Origin of the sequence: Paenibacillus sp. IHBB 10380, from assembly GCF_000949425.1 — a bacterium.
Lineage (GTDB): Bacteria > Bacillota > Bacilli > Paenibacillales > Paenibacillaceae > Paenibacillus_AQ.
Genome location: NZ_CP010976.1, coordinates 4,320,138 through 4,336,668, shown reverse-complemented (window position 1 = coordinate 4,336,668; position 16,531 = coordinate 4,320,138). Strand labels below are relative to the sequence as shown.

Annotated in this window: 8 protein-coding genes, 1 tRNA gene, 3 rRNA genes and 1 pseudogene; all 13 read left to right on the top strand. The window is 45.4% G+C overall.

Annotated features, from left to right (window positions below):
• Nucleotides 1-22: 22 nt before the first annotated feature.
• Nucleotides 23-358: pseudogene (locus UB51_RS29475) on the top strand (potassium channel family protein); the annotation flags it as partial.
• Entirely contained in the window at nt 356-1,072 is a 717-nt protein-coding gene (locus UB51_RS19805; protein ID WP_324607785.1) for a TrkA-related ion transporter, read from the top strand. The pseudogene UB51_RS29475 and the gene UB51_RS19805, both read left to right, overlap by 3 nt.
• Nucleotides 1,073-1,470: 398 nt before the next feature.
• Nucleotides 1,471-2,148, top strand: coding sequence for a heptaprenylglyceryl phosphate synthase (locus UB51_RS19800; RefSeq protein ID WP_445322385.1), 678 nt, complete (start codon nt 1,471-1,473; stop codon nt 2,146-2,148).
• Between the two features lie 89 nt (nt 2,149-2,237).
• A complete protein-coding gene (gene pcrA / locus UB51_RS19795; RefSeq protein ID WP_044878759.1) occupies nt 2,238-4,559 on the top strand; it encodes a DNA helicase PcrA in 2,322 nt (773 codons plus the stop codon).
• 49 nt (nt 4,560-4,608) lie between these two features.
• Complete coding sequence (gene ligA, locus UB51_RS19790) at nt 4,609-6,621, top strand: NAD-dependent DNA ligase LigA (protein ID WP_044878758.1); 2,013 nt, start codon at nt 4,609-4,611, stop codon at nt 6,619-6,621.
• Nucleotides 6,622-6,916: 295 nt separating this feature from the next.
• Nucleotides 6,917-7,876 carry a metal ABC transporter solute-binding protein, Zn/Mn family gene (locus UB51_RS19785; RefSeq protein ID WP_044878757.1) on the top strand — a complete coding sequence of 320 codons (960 nt, stop codon included), beginning with the start codon at nt 6,917-6,919 and terminating at the stop codon, nt 7,874-7,876.
• Nucleotides 7,877-7,895: 19 nt separating this feature from the next.
• On the top strand, nt 7,896-8,690 hold the full coding sequence (locus UB51_RS19780) for a metal ABC transporter ATP-binding protein (protein WP_044878756.1): 795 nt from the start codon (nt 7,896-7,898) through the stop codon (nt 8,688-8,690).
• Between the two features lie 6 nt (nt 8,691-8,696).
• Nucleotides 8,697-9,650, top strand: a complete 954-nt coding sequence (locus UB51_RS19775) for a metal ABC transporter permease (protein WP_044878755.1) — start codon at nt 8,697-8,699, stop codon at nt 9,648-9,650.
• 1 nt (nt 9,651) lies between these two features.
• A complete protein-coding gene (locus UB51_RS19770) occupies nt 9,652-10,524 on the top strand; it encodes a metal ABC transporter permease (protein ID WP_044878754.1) in 873 nt (290 codons plus the stop codon).
• 477 nt (nt 10,525-11,001) lie between these two features.
• Nucleotides 11,002-12,557 (top strand): 16S ribosomal RNA (locus UB51_RS19765).
• Nucleotides 12,558-12,658: 101 nt separating this feature from the next.
• A tRNA-Ala gene (locus UB51_RS19760) sits at nt 12,659-12,734 on the top strand.
• 258 nt (nt 12,735-12,992) lie between these two features.
• Nucleotides 12,993-15,922 (top strand): 23S ribosomal RNA (locus UB51_RS19755).
• Nucleotides 15,923-16,097: 175 nt separating this feature from the next.
• Nucleotides 16,098-16,214, top strand: a 5S ribosomal RNA gene (gene rrf, locus UB51_RS19750).
• Together the 16S, 23S and 5S rRNA genes with 1 tRNA gene alongside form the textbook arrangement of a ribosomal RNA operon.
• The last annotated feature ends 317 nt before the right edge of the window (nt 16,215-16,531 follow it).

The following is a 16,531-nucleotide window of genomic DNA, read 5'->3' as shown; positions in this document are numbered from 1 at the left end:
GCTCGAGTTAACCCATCTCAAGCGGCTGCTTTATTGGATAAGGAGAAGGGGTGGGCAGATGCATTTTATTCTCAGGATATCCACGAAGATGATGCGCTTAAGGAAAAGGGCCATCGGGCTGATTATCCTAATCTTTATTGTTGTAAGTGCAACCATCGCGTATTTATTGGAGCCAAACACCTTTGACAACTGGTTTAATGCATTTTACTGGGTCATGACAACGATGGCTACGGTCGGGTATGGTGATTACTTTGCAGCTACGGCAATCGGCAAGGCATTTACTATATTTCTATATATCTTTGGCATCGGCCTGTTGAGTTTGGTCATCGGTAAGGTCATTGACTCTATCGCAGAGTTGCAAAGAAGGAGGGGGGCGGGAACATTGAGCTTTCGTGGTGGGGATCATGTCATACTGATTAATTGGAGTAAGAAAGCACAGGCTGCTGTAGATGAGGTTCTGTGTTATTCACCCAAATGCCATATCGTAATCATTGATGAGACGGGAAGCCATCCGCTGGAGCATATGGATCAGGTCCATTTTATTAGCGGCGATGCTTCGAGTGATGAGATTCTTCTTAAGGCTAATATTTATGGGGCAAAAGCCGCGATTGTATTCGGGGACACGCGCATTGATGAAACATCGCTGATCGACGGTAAATCGCTGCTGATCGCCTCTAGCATTGAGCGTATCGCGCCGCAAGTACATACGACTGTAGAAATTATGCAGGAGAAGAACATTCAGAACTTCCGACACGTTCATGTGAACGAGTTCGTACTGTCGCATGATGCCATCTCCAGACTAGCCGTACGATCCGCTCTGCAGGAGGGGAACTCTGAGGTTATTACACAGCTGCTGAGCCGTCAGTATGGAGACGATATCTATGAAATACCACTTAATAGTACGTGGGAGACATATGGAGATGCCTTTCAGGGTCTGCTTCGTCAGGGGGCTACTCTATTGTCTGACCGCAGCGACCTTAGCATCAACCGTAAGCTTAACGAGCCTATTCCTAAGGATGCGAGATTGTATATTGTATCCGATGAAGAGACTTACCAGAGGATTAAAGGATAGGGTTGTTATTCAAACAGCTACACACTCTTGATACCCGCCGCAACATTATAAATTAAGGATGCCTATTCCCTATCGTAGCAAGCAGTGGGTATCCCGCCTATTATAATTATTTATACAAAGAACCTGAACGAAAGCATATTTCATGTTGCTACGTTCGGGTTCTTTATATTGTTATTACAACTTGTAAATTTGTAGGGGGATCAAACGATTTCTTCACATAGCTTTAGTAATATAGAGTAGTTAAGGAAGGGATAATACATAAGAGGATTTATCTAGTACATTATTATGTTTATTTTGTTCGTATTTAAGGCGAACAAAAATTGACACTGCTCCCTTGCTGTCATAGACTAGATTTAGAGCTTTATGATGACACGTGGAGGGTTGAAGATTTGAAACAAATGATGAAATCATGGAAGCATGTTTTTAAGCTTGATCCAGAACGTGAAATCGATGATCAGAATCTGGATGCGGTATGTCTGTCGGGGACGGATGCAATTATGGTGGGTGGCTCGACAGGTGTAACTTTTGAGAATACGGTAGATCTTTTGTCGCGTATAAGGCGCTACGAACTGCCATGTGTGCAAGAAGTATCTGATATGGAAGCGATTGTGCCTGGATTTGATCTTTATATGATTCCGATGGTACTGAATAGTTCCGATCCCGCTTGGATTGTAGGTCATCAGCAGCAAGCGATTGATCGTTATGGTTATATGATCCCGTGGGAGCTTCTTGTAACGGAAGGTTATATTGTTCTGAATCCAAATTCAGCTGTAGCTCGCCTTACGCAAGCTAATACGTCGCTGGATGTTTCTGGTGCGGCAGCCTTTGCGCAAATTGCAGATAAGCTGATGTCATTGTCTGTTGTTTACTTGGAATATAGTGGAATATTTGGTGACATGGAGCTCGTAAGAGCGGTGAAGCATAAGCTCAACCATGCCCAGCTCGTATATGGTGGAGGAATTACAGATTATGCTACGGCTACTCAAGCGGCAGCTGTCAGCGACACGATCGTCGTGGGCAATATTGTTTACGATAACTTAGAGCAGGCTTTACTAACGGTATCGGCAGTACAGTAGTGGCCAACAGTACAGCTCTTGACGCAATATAGATGAACTAATTAATAATGACTAATACCTTGAACCAAATTGGAAGGAGCATAACCTTTATGCAACCGATTGACATATATGAAGCAATCTCAAAGCTCAATCCACCGCAGCAACAGGCTGTTGAAGCTACAGACAAGCCTTTATTGATTATGGCAGGGGCGGGAAGTGGTAAGACGAGGGTGTTAACACATCGAATTGCTTACCTGATTGCAACACGCAAAGCTCCACCGTGGGCTATTTTGGCGATTACCTTTACGAACAAAGCAGCGAGAGAAATGCAAGAACGGGTATCTAAGCTAGTGGGAAGAGAAGGAAGAGACATTTGGGTGTCAACCTTTCACTCCATGTGTGTGCGGATTCTGCGTAAAGATATCGAAAGAATTGGATTCTCTTCCAGCTTCTCCATTCTAGATTCTACAGACCAGCTTTCCGTGATCCGTAATTGTATGAAAGAACTGAATATCGACACTAAGAAATTTGAGCCTAAAGCGATCCAAGCCCTCATTAGCTCAGCCAAGAATGAATTGCTTACTCCTGAGCAGTTCGAGCAGAAGGCGGGCGATTATTTCGAGGAATTAGCAGCTAAAGTGTACAGAATGTATCAAAGAAGACTGAAGAACAATAACTCCCTCGATTTTGACGACTTGATCATGACCACGATCCAACTATTTAAAGAAGTACCAGAAGTACTCGATTTCTATCAAAAGAAATTCCAATATGTCCATGTGGATGAATATCAGGATACGAACAAAGCACAATATATGCTATGCCGTATGTTAGCTGAAGGCCACCACCGTATTTGTGTCGTAGGGGATAGTGATCAGTCGATTTATCGCTGGCGTGGAGCGGATATTAGTAACATCCTTAACTTTGAAGAAGATTACCCTGAGGCACGCACGATCTTCTTGGAACAGAACTATCGTTCCACTTCAAATATTCTGAATGCGGCTAATGAAGTAATCAATAAGAACACAGGGCGTAAACCGAAGAAGCTGTGGACAGATAAAGGCGAAGGCCCGAAGATCAAAGTTTACCGTGCAGACTCCGAACATGATGAAGGGTATTTCGTGGCCTCAGAGATTAGTAAAAATGTGAAGAATGGTCAGTCCTATCAGAAACATGCTATTCTGTACCGCACGAATGCTCAGTCCCGGGTGGTAGAGGAAATTCTGATCAAATCAGATATCCCTTATCAGATTGTAGGAGGAATTAAGTTCTACGATCGTAAAGAGATCAAGGATTTATTAGGTTATTTGAAGCTACTATCTAATCCAGACGATGACATTAGTTTAACAAGAATTATTAACGTCCCCAAAAGAGCTATAGGGGATACGACAGTTGCTAAACTAGCGGCAGCCGCATCTGAGAAAGGAACATCTATCTTTCGGGTGTTACAGTTTGTAGATGATCTTGGTTTTGCCGGACGGACGCGTAACGCACTCGTTGGTTTTTACGATATGATTGCTTCTTTACATCAAATGGTGGAATATTTATCTGTTACCGAATTAACAGAGAAAATACTTGAACTGTCAGAGTATCGCCGTGAACTTGAGAATGAAAAAACGCTTGAATCTCGTTCAAGGTTGGAGAATATCGAGGAATTCCTATCTGTAACGATGGAATTTGAGAAGAACAATGATGATAAATCACTGGTTTCCTTTTTGACTGATTTGGCGTTGATTGCAGACATAGATAAAGTGAATGATGATCCTGAGGAAGAAAGCGATGCTGTTATTCTAATGACGATGCATAGTGCCAAGGGACTTGAATTTCCTGTCGTATTTATTGTTGGGATGGAGGAAGGCGTATTCCCACACAGTCGTGCTTTTATGGACAATGAAGAGCTTGAGGAAGAACGCCGTCTTGCTTATGTAGGGATTACACGTGCAGAGCAACAACTCTTCCTTTCCTGTGCTAAGATGAGAACCTTATTTGGACGGACAACAGCGAACGCACCTTCCCGCTTTCTAGAAGAAATTCCAGAAGAGTTGAAGGAAGATACCTTAATGGAAAATGACCGTTATAAACGAGGGGCGAACGGTGGAGGTTCATATGGAGGACGAGGTCTAGGTAGTGGTGGAGGAAGTAACTTTGGACGTAGTGCATCGAATTCATCTCTAAGCGGATCGACCGCCTCAGCGGCAAAGAGTAGGGTTACAGTCACCACATCTGGGCCACAACGAACGGTTGAAGCAGGAAGTTCATCTGATCCAGCCACACTTAAAGCAGGAGATAAGGTATCTCACGGCAAATGGGGAATTGGCGTTATCGTTTCAATCAAAGGAAGTGGCAACGATACGGAGCTGCAGATTGCATTTCCAGCACCTGTAGGTGTGAAACGTCTGTTAGCCGGTTTTGCACCGATTACTAAAGTAGAGTAAATCATAGATTTACGATACGGATTAAATTGAATTGTGGAGGATGGCCTGGATGGATTCTATGCATACCATGGAGCAGCTCGTAAGTGAGCTGAACAAGTATAATTACCATTACTATACAATGGACAAGCCGCTAGTGAGCGATAAAGAGTATGATGTGCTGTACGATCAATTAGTTCAGTTGGAGAAGGAAAGTGGGTTCATTCTAGCTGATTCCCCAACCCAACGGGTAGGCGGGGAATTGCTCAAAGGTTTCGAACCCCATCGTCATCTTGCTCCGCTCTGGAGTCTAGATAAGGCGCAGAATATAGAACAGCTTCGTGTATGGCATACTCGAGCAGAGAAACTTGTTGCCGACTATAACGTCAAGAATCCGGATACACCTCTTCCGAGTCTACGTTATGCGGTAGAACTGAAATTTGATGGCTTGACGCTTAATTTAACTTACAAGGATGGTACGCTTATCCAAGCTGCGACACGCGGAAACGGATCTGTAGGCGAAGGTATTCTGGCTCAGGTGAAGACCATTAAGTCTGTACCACTAACGATTCCATTTAAGGAAGGCACGATTGAGGTACAGGGTGAGGGAATTATGAACTTGTCGGTACTCCGCGATTACAATTCCAAAGCGGCTGAACCGTTGAAGAATGCGCGTAATGCGGCTGCTGGAGCTCTACGTAACTTGAATCCCAAAGCTACGGCAGAGAGACGGCTAAGTGCCTTCTTCTATAACGTAGGTTATGCTAACCGCATCGAATTTGCGGATCATCAAGAAATGATGGATTTCCTGCGTGACAATCGCTTTAAGGTCAATCCTTTTATCACATATTTCGATCAGTTTGATGATGTAACAGAGGAATTAGCCAGCATTGTGGAACGCCGAGCAGGTCTGGATTATTTAATTGATGGTGCTGTTATCAAAATTGTTGATATACCTACCCGTGAAGCTCTTGGATATACGGATAAATTTCCGCGTTGGGCAGTAGCCTATAAATTTGAAGCGGAAGAGACAACGACAGTACTTGAATCTGTATCCTGGGAAGTGGGTCGGACAGGCAAAATCACTCCAGTAGCCAGAGTGGAAGCTGTGGAGCTCGCCGGAGTAACCGTACAGAATTGTACCCTGAACAATATTGGGGATATTGAGCGGAAGAATCTGAAGTATGCATTAGGTGCACGTGTATTCATTCGAAGATCTAATGATGTAATCCCGGAGATTCTTGGAAAAGTAACAGAGGAGAATGACGGAGAAGAGATCGTATTTCCTTCAGCATGTCCGTCATGTGGGTTTCCACTAGAGCAAAAAGGGGCCCATCTGTTCTGTAACAATCGACTTGATTGTAAGCCACAATTGATTGGGCGTATTACCCACTTTGCGTCTCGTGATGCTATGGATATTGATACCTTTAGTGTCATGACAGCAGAGCTATTGCATAATGAGCTTCAAGTCAAAGAACCCGCTGATCTATATACATTAGCTTTTGATGATCTAGTGCAGCTAGATCGGTTTGGTGAGAAGAAGGCGAAGAACTTACTACAGGCATTGGAAAAGAGTAAGGGACGTGATCTAGCATCATTCTTGTTTGCACTCGGTATCCCGAATACGGGAAAAGCGACAACACGTATGCTGGCTGATCATTATCGCGATTTACACGCTGTAATGGCAGCGACTGTAGAAGAGTTAGTGGTCCTGCCAGACGTAGGAGGCATTGTAGCCGAAAGTATCGTGAACTTTTTCGCAGATCCGTTTATGCGAACAGGCATTGAGAGAATGTTGGCCTTGGGTATAGAGGCGAAAGCCCCTGAAGCGCCACGTGTGATCTCTACGGATTCCTTCTTCAGTGGGAAGACGGTCGTACTAACAGGAACATTACACAAGCTTACTCGTGATGAAGCTGCAGATCGGATAGAGGCACTCGGCGGGAAAGTGAGCGGTAGTGTGTCTTCTAAGACGCATCTTGTCGTTGCGGGTGAGAAAGCGGGTAGCAAGCTTACAAAGGCGAAGCAACTTGGTATACAAGTCATTGAGGATGAGGACGAATTCATCCGGTTATTAGAATCTTGATTTACATCTATTGCAAAAGCAGCAGCCCTAGTTATCGAGGGCTGCTGCTTTTTTTCTAATATATTAGTACGTATAAGTTCTCACTATACTCTGCTTAAGTTTCTACTAGAAACGGTTACTGTCCTTTAAGAGACGTTAACCTTTTAAGTAATATGAATAAAAAGGTTGCAATTTGTGTCGTCATGCCATAAAATTTGCACTAGGGAAACATTATTGGTTATTGATAAAAAAAAGTCTCTAGTAAAACATAGTTAGTCTTGCAAAAAATATAAAAAGATATAAAGGAGATGTAAAAATGAGTTTAAGAGTTAACCGTGGTCCATTCATTCGAGGATTGATGACCCTATCTATGCTGTGTATGTTGTTTGTGCTTGCTGCTTGCGGGTCAGAAGACAATGAAGCTGAAGCGAAGGAAGGTAAAATTAAAATCACGGCTACGATTGGAATGATTAGTGATATTGTTCGCGAGATCGGTGGCGAGCATGTAGCAGTGACAGGTTTAATGGGCCCTGGTGTAGATCCCCATTTATACAAAGCATCTCAAGGCGATATTCGTAAATTAGATCAAGCGGACATTGTCTTCTACAACGGACTACATTTGGAAGGTAAGATGACGGATATTTTAGATAAAATGGGTGATAAAAAAACGGTAGTCGCTGTCGCAGGGGATATAGATAAATCGAAATTACGTTCAGGTAAGGATACAGGGGGGACAGAATTTGATCCTCATATATGGTTTGATGTGCAATTGTGGATGGAAGCATCTCAGAAAGTGGTAGATACGTTAAAAGAGTCAGATCCAGAACATGCAGATGATTACACTTCGAATGGTGAAGCGTACTTAGCTGAGCTCAAAGCATTGGATCAAGAGGTACGAGAGTCTATTAGTCAGATTCCAGAAGCAACACGTGTACTTGTAACAGCGCATGATGCCTTTGGATATTATGGTGATGCTTACAATATAAAGGTTATGGGCCTTCAAGGAATCAGTACAGCTGCGGAGTACGGCTCTAAAGATGTAAGTGTGTTACGTGATTACCTCATTGATAATAAAATCAAAGCCGTCTTTGTGGAATCGAGTATTCCACCTAAATCGATGGAAGCTATTATTGCTGGAGCTTTAGAGAAAGGACATCAGGTACAGATTGGTGGTGAATTGTACTCTGATGCGATGGGTGAAGAGGGTAGTGAATCTGATAATTACATCGGAATGATTCGGCATAATACAAAAGTCATTACTGAGGCACTGAAATAAGGAAGAGGAGAGATATCACATGGGAAAAGTGTTGAATAAAACAGATGAATTTATAGATGCACCGCTTGAAGTCCAAGGACTGACGGTTGCTTACCATAAGAAGCCTGTGTTACAACAAGTGTCTTTCTCTGTTTCGCAAGGAAGTCTGATTGGCTTGATCGGGCCTAATGGTGCCGGTAAATCTACGTTACTTAAGGCAATACTTGGGCTGGTTCCTACAGTTGCTGGACAAGTCAAAATCTACGGCAAGTCTTATAAGGAACAGCGTAAACGGATCGGTTACGTGCCACAACGTGAGTCTGTGGATTGGGATTTTCCGACGAATGCATTGGATGTAGTGATGATGGGGAGATACGGACATCTAGGTTGGATACGCAGACCAGGAAATAAGGAACGGGAAATGGCACTTGATTGTCTTCATAAAGTAGGTATGGGTGAATATGCCAACCGGCAGATTAGCCAACTATCAGGGGGGCAACAACAACGGGTATTTCTAGCAAGAGCACTTGTTCAGGATGCAGATTTATATTTCATGGATGAGCCGTTTGCAGGTGTGGATGCAACGACAGAGAAAGCGATAATAGCGCTTTTGGAACAATTGAAACAAGAGGGCAAAACGGTACTTGTCGTCCATCATGATCTTTCGACAGTTCAGGAGTATTTTGATCATGTCCTACTATTGAATGGTGAATTGGTAGCTGCAGGTCCTGTCCAAGAGGTATTTACGCCAGACCTACTTCAGCAAACGTACGGAGGACGAATCGCTGTCCTACAAGGTAGTGGGGACGCAGTCCTACTTAAGAACGGTGGGTGATCAACCATGATGAATAGCCTAATCGAATTTTGGCAAGATCCAAATAGTCGCTGGATTATGTTTGGTTGTATGCTACTAGGACTGAGTAATGGTGTCATTGGTTCATTCTCTTATCTACGTAAACAAAGCTTGCTTGGTGACACATTGGCTCATGCTGCCTTACCGGGAATATGTATATCATTCTTGCTTACAGGGACTAAATCCGTCGGATTATTTCTGGTGGGGGCATTAGTTGCTGGGGTCATTGCTACATTTGGCATACAATGGATTACTAAATATTCACGAATTAAGCAAGATACCGCAATGGGGATTGTGCTCTCTTTCTTTTTCGGTATTGGTATCGTGTTGCTGACCAAAATACAACATAGTGGTAGTGGAAGTCAGAGTGGTCTAGACAAATACTTATTTGGTCAGGCAGCCTCCATGGTCATGGAAGATGTGCACTTAATGATGGGCGTGTCTCTATTATTAATCATTATCTGTTATTTTTTATTTAAAGAGTTTAAGCTTATTAGCTTTGATGCGGGTTTTGCTAGGGGAATGGGCTTACCTGTTGGCCTGTTGGAGCAGATGTTATTATTTCTAACCGTTGTTGCTGTTGTAGTAGGTATTCAAGCTGTTGGAGTCGTTTTAGTTGCAGCTTTATTAATTACACCTGCCGTAACTGCCCGCTTTTGGACGGATCGCCTAAGTGTGATGGTGGTCCTTTCCGGAATTATAGGCGCCTTGAGCGGTATTATGGGTACTTTCTTCAGCTCGACGGTCTCTAATTTACCGACAGGTCCAGTTGCGGTGTTGGTAGCTTCCTCGTTATTTGTAGTCTCGGCATTGGCAGCCCCCCGTAGAGGTTGGGTAAGTAAGTGGCTTCGACAATATAAAATGCGGTCATCCTATAGAGATGTTAAGGGGAGTACAGTCCAGCATAGAGAACTAGAAGTAGAAAAAGGGAGGGGAATTTAATATGACAGATTTTTGGATTCTCCTAACTGCAATTCTAGTGTCAACCTCCTGTGCGATACTCGGGTGTTTTCTAGTACTTCGTAAAATGGCATTAATCGGTGACGCCATTAGTCATGCTGTACTTCCGGGAATTGCTATTGCCTTTTTGATCAGTGGTTCCCGAGATTCCGTGTTTATGCTTCTAGGTGCAGCGGCGTTTGGTCTTCTCGCCGTTCTGTTCATTCAGACACTACAGAACAGTGGATTACAATCAGATGCCTCCATTGGTATTGTATTTACAGCATTGTTTGCTGTAGGAGTTATCATCATTAGTATGAATGCACGGAATATCGATCTTGACCTTGACTGTGTCTTGTTTGGGGAGATAGCCTACGTGCAGTGGGATACTCTTTCTGTTAATGGTGTCGATATTGGGCCCAGAGCAGTGTGGATACTCGGAGGAACGCTACTATTAATACTAGTGCTTATGAGTTTGTTCTTTAAACAGTTCAAAATTTGTGCGTTTGATCCGGCATTGGCTGCGGCTTGCGGCATACCGGTCATGCTCTTTCATTATATGCTGATGGGAATGGTATCGTTAACTTCCGTGGCTTCATTTGAAAGTGTGGGTGCTATATTGGTGGTAGGGATGCTCATTATTCCTGCTGCGACAGCTTATCTATTGACCGACCGTTTAAGTTACATGTTATTGTATAGTGTGTTAATTGGCGTGGTATGTTCAGTGTTGGGATATTACACAGCATTCTGGTTAGATGCTTCTATTGCTGGATGTATGGTGACAGTAGCAGGGTGCTTGTTTGTACTTACTTTTATTTTCTCGCCTTCACATGGACTTCTTAGTCGTAGAATTAGTCGTAAACAGTTAGCTGCTTAATAATCTGTCCTCTGCTATAGCAGGGGACTTTGTTATGTATCTTTCAATCTATGTATCTATTATTGATGGATCTATTACTGTCTCTGAGATAGTTTAATGTAAAAACTAGTTTATTAGAAAAAAAAGCTTGCGTACTATATTAAAACCTGATATATTAATTGATGTCGCCTCGGACATTAGATTTTGAAACTAAAATCTTAATTAAAAAAAGAGTTGACATTGAATACACAGATTGATATAATATGATTCTGGCTCAAACGAAAATGTTTGCTAGACAGAACAATAAGTTCTTTGAAAACTGAACAAATGGATGATGTAATTTTTAAAAACTAAAGAACATTTATGTTCTTGTCAGTTTGTTTCAAAATGAGCATATCGCTCTTTTCATTCGATGAATGTCCGGTCGCTGCAAAGTTGATCTGACATTCATCTCTAGATGATTTCGAAATTGTTGCAAAGCAAATTTAAAATTCATCTCTATTGGAGAGTTTGATCCTGGCTCAGGACGAACGCTGGCGGCGTGCCTAATACATGCAAGTCGAGCGGAGTTGATGGAGTGCTTGCACTCCTAATACTCAGCGGCGGACGGGTGAGTAACACGTAGGTAACCTGCCTGTGAGACTGGGATAACTACCGGAAACGGTAGCTAATACCGGATAATACATTTTCTCTCCTGAGGGGATGTTGAAAGGCGGAGCAATCTGTCACTTACAGATGGACCTGCGGCGCATTAGCTTGTTGGTGAGGTAACGGCTCACCAAGGCGACGATGCGTAGCCGACCTGAGAGGGTGAACGGCCACACTGGGACTGAGACACGGCCCAGACTCCTACGGGAGGCAGCAGTAGGGAATCTTCCGCAATGGACGAAAGTCTGACGGAGCAACGCCGCGTGAGTGATGAAGGTTTTCGGATCGTAAAGCTCTGTTGCCAGGGAAGAAGATTCAGGAGAGTAACTGCTCCTGGAGTGACGGTACCTGAGAAGAAAGCCCCGGCTAACTACGTGCCAGCAGCCGCGGTAATACGTAGGGGGCAAGCGTTGTCCGGAATTATTGGGCGTAAAGCGCGCGCAGGCGGTCATTTAAGTCTGGTGTTTAATCCCGGGGCTCAACCCCGGGTCGCACTGGAAACTGGGTGACTTGAGTACAGAAGAGGAGAGTGGAATTCCACGTGTAGCGGTGAAATGCGTAGATATGTGGAGGAACACCAGTGGCGAAGGCGACTCTCTGGGCTGTAACTGACGCTGAGGCGCGAAAGCGTGGGGAGCAAACAGGATTAGATACCCTGGTAGTCCACGCCGTAAACGATGAGTGCTAGGTGTTAGGGGTTTCGATACCCTTGGTGCCGAAGTTAACACATTAAGCACTCCGCCTGGGGAGTACGGTCGCAAGACTGAAACTCAAAGGAATTGACGGGGACCCGCACAAGCAGTGGAGTATGTGGTTTAATTCGAAGCAACGCGAAGAACCTTACCAGGTCTTGACATCCCTCTGAATCCACTAGAGATAGTGGCGGCCTTCGGGACAGAGGAGACAGGTGGTGCATGGTTGTCGTCAGCTCGTGTCGTGAGATGTTGGGTTAAGTCCCGCAACGAGCGCAACCCTTATGCTTAGTTGCCAGCACATTATGGTGGGCACTCTAAACAGACTGCCGGTGACAAACCGGAGGAAGGTGGGGATGACGTCAAATCATCATGCCCCTTATGACCTGGGCTACACACGTACTACAATGGCCGGTACAACGGGCTGCGAAATCGCGAGATGGAGCCAATCCCACCAAAGCCGGTCTCAGTTCGGATTGCAGGCTGCAACCCGCCTGCATGAAGTCGGAATTGCTAGTAATCGCGGATCAGCATGCCGCGGTGAATACGTTCCCGGGTCTTGTACACACCGCCCGTCACACCACGAGAGTTTACAACACCCGAAGTCGGTGGGGTAACCCGCAAGGGAGCCAGCCGCCGAAGGTGGGGTAGATGATTGGGGTGAAGTCGTAACAAGGTAGCCGTATCGGAAGGTGCGGCTGGATCACCTCCTTTCTATGGAGAATTGTTTCCTGTAATGGAAACATTCAAATCGAAGTGAATTCACTTCAAACTTTTACATCATCCCATTTGTTCAGTTTTGATGGAATTTATATGGGGCCATAGCTCAGCTGGGAGAGCGCCTGCCTTGCAAGCAGGAGGTCAGCGGTTCGATCCCGCTTGGCTCCACCAATAATTTCATTCAACTTGATCCTTGAAAACTAGATAACGAAACGAATTTGCGATTTAGAACATTCTTTTTATCTAAATTCAATTCCTTGTGAATTGAACAAAGTGTAAAAGTAGCGGCAAAGTATTCAGTTTACTGAATACCAGCCAATAATGTAATGCGAATGTGTTGAGGCTGGAGATCCTTTGGAAGCTTGTTTATACCATTTATGGTAGAAATAAGCGGACAACAGAGCGCCAGACGCAATACAAGAGCATAATGGTTAAGCTACTAAGAGCACACGGAGGATGCCTAGGCGCTAGGAGCCGATGAAGGACGTGGCGAACAACGAAACTGCCTCGGGGAGCTGTAAGCAAGCTTTGATCCGGGGGTGTCCGAATGGGGAAACCCAGCTGTGGTAATTCGCAGTTACTCATTCCTGAATACATAGGGAATGTAGAGGCAGACCAGGGGAACTGAAACATCTAAGTACCCTGAGGAAGAGAAAACAATAGTGATTCCGTCAGTAGCGGCGAGCGAACGCGGAACAGCCCAAACCAAGGAGCTTGCTCTTTGGGGTTGTGGGACGTCTCACATGGAGTTACAAAGGATTAGATTAGGTGAAGAGGTCTGGAAAGGCCCGGCATAGAAGGTAAAAGCCCTGTAACCAAAAATCTAATCCCTCCGAGACGGATCCCGAGTAGTGCGGGGCACGTGAAACCCCGTATGAATCTAGCAGGACCATCTGCTAAGGCTAAATACTACCTAGCGACCGATAGTGAAACAGTACCGTGAGGGAAAGGTGAAAAGCACCCCGGAAGGGGAGTGAAATAGAACCTGAAACCGTGTGCTTACAAAAAGTCAGAGCCCTATTAATGGGTGATGGCGTGCCTTTTGTAGAATGAACCGGCGAGTTACGTTCCCGTGCAAGGTTAAGGTGAGAAGCCGGAGCCGCAGCGAAAGCGAGTCTGAATAGGGCGAATTTTAGTACGTGGACGTAGACCCGAAACCGAGTGATCTACCCCTGTCCAGGGTGAAGGTGCGGTAACACGCACTGGAGGCCCGAACCCACGCATGTTGAAAAATGCGGGGATGAGGTGGGGGTAGCGGAGAAATTCCAATCGAACTCGGAGATAGCTGGTTCTCCCCGAAATAGCTTTAGGGCTAGCCTCGGAAATAAGTCGTGGAGGTAGAGCACTGATTGGGTGCGGGGCCCGCAAGGGTTACCAAACTCAGTCAAACTCCGAATGCCATAGACTCGAATTCCGGGAGTCAGACAGTGAGTGCTAAGATCCATTGTCGAAAGGGAAACAGCCCAGACCATCAGCTAAGGTCCCCAAGTGTGTGTTAAGTGGGAAAGGATGTGGAGTTGCACAGACAACCAGGATGTTGGCTTAGAAGCAGCCACCATTGAAAGAGTGCGTAATAGCTCACTGGTCGAGTGACTCTGCGCCGAAAATGTAACGGGGCTAAACACGCCACCGAAGCTATGGCTTGATGCTTTGCATCAGGGGTAGGGGAGCGTTGTATGCAGGTTGAAGGTGTACCGTAAGGAGCGCTGGACAGCATACAAGTGAGAATGCCGGTATAAGTAACGAAAAGATCAGTGAGAATCTGATCCGCCGAAAGCCCAAGGTTTCCTGAGGAAGGCTCGTCCTCTCAGGGTAAGTCGGGACCTAACGCGAGGCCGAAAGGCGTAGTGGATGGACAACAGGTTGAAATTCCTGTACCACCGTAATCCGTTATGAGTAATGGGGTGACGCAGCAGGGTAGTGACGCGGACTGATGGAAGTGTCCGTCTAAGCAGTGAGGCTGATGTGTAGGCAAATCCGCACATCAATAAGGCTGGGCTGTAATGGGGAGCGAAAATTATAGTAGCGAAGGTCATGATCTCACACTGCCAAGAAAAGCCTCTAACCAGGAGAAGGTGCCCGTACCGCAAACCGACACAGGTAGGCGAGAAGAGTATTCTAAGGCGCGCGGAAGAACTCTCGTTAAGGAACTCGGCAAAATGACCCCGTAACTTCGGGAGAAGGGGTGCCCCGGTAGTGTGAATAGCACGAGGGGGCCGCAGTGAAAAGGCCCAAGCGACTGTTTAGCAAAAACACAGGTCTGTGCGAAGCCGCAAGGCGAAGTATACGGGCTGACGCCTGCCCGGTGCTGGAAGGTTAAGGGGAGTGGTTAGGGGTAACCCGAAGCTATGAACCGAAGCCCCAGTAAACGGCGGCCGTAACTATAACGGTCCTAAGGTAGCGAAATTCCTTGTCAGGTAAATTCTGACCCGCACGAATGGCGTAACGACTTGGGCGCTGTCTCAACGAGAGATCCGGTGAAATTTTAATACCTGTGAAGATGCAGGTTACCCGCGACAAGACGGAAAGACCCCATGGAGCTTTACTGCAGCTTGATATTGGATTTGGGTACGATCTGTACAGGATAGGTGGGAGCCTAAGAAGTAGGAGCGCAAGCTTCTATCGAGGCGCCGTTGGGATACCACCCTGATCGTATCTAGGTTCTAACCTAGGACCGTAAACCGGTTCGGGGACAGTGTCAGGTGGGCAGTTTGACTGGGGCGGTCGCCTCCTAAAGAGTAACGGAGGCGCCCCAAGGTTCCCTCAGAATGGTTGGAAATCATTCGAAGAGTGCAAAGGCAGAAGGGAGCTTGACTGCGAGACCTACAAGTCGAGCAGGGACGAAAGTCGGGCTTAGTGATCCGGTGGTACCGCATGGAAGGGCCATCGCTCAACGGATAAAAGCTACCCTGGGGATAACAGGCTTATCTCCCCCAAGAGTCCACATCGACGGGGAGGTTTGGCACCTCGATGTCGGCTCATCGCATCCTGGGGCTGAAGTAGGTCCCAAGGGTTGGGCTGTTCGCCCATTAAAGCGGTACGCGAGCTGGGTTCAGAACGTCGTGAGACAGTTCGGTCCCTATCTGTCGTGGGCGCAGGAAATTTGAGAGGAGCTGTCCTTAGTACGAGAGGACCGGGATGGACGCACCTCTGGTGTACCAGTTGTTCCGCCAGGAGCATAGCTGGGTAGCTACGTGCGGACGGGATAAACGCTGAAAGCATCTAAGCGTGAAGCCCCCCTCAAGATGAGATTTCCCAATTAGTAAGACCCCTTGAAGACGACGAGGTAGATAGGTTGGAGGTGGAAGTGCAGTAATGCATGGAGCTGACCAATACTAATCGGTCGAGGGCTTATCCTAAAAGTTTCATGAAGTGAAACTACTTCGGAAGCATATGCTGTTTTAACATTGCAAATTCGTTTCGTATCTAGTTTTCAAGGATTAAACCTTGTGCTGATTTTAAATTGCATCTCTTTAGGGGAATTGAATATTTTGTATAAGGTATACAAAGTAGACAAGCAGTTGAAAAATCCTGTTTGGTGGCGATAGCGGAGGGGTTCCACACGTACCCATCCCGAACACGACCGTTAAGCCCTCCAGCGCCGATGGTACTTGGACCGCAGGGTCCTGGGAGAGTAGGACGTCGCCAAGCAAAAACCACTGTTGATTTTATCAACAGTGGTTTTTTTCTATATATTTATACAAAGTTACGTTAGGATATCAAATTTTAAGCAAACCCTTCATTATTATTAGAATACTTTTGTATATTTAGGTCCACACTAAAATTAACCCCACCTCTTGGCAAAATAAAAAAATATGATATAATATTAACAAAGTCAAAGAAAGTCAAAGTCAACAGTGTTGAAATAATGATTTGTTTCAATAACCTGAAATACACATGCTATATATGCGTCTCAATTAGATCAGTGGCAAGTTTTCGCGACTCATTCTTTTTGGGTAAATCATTTG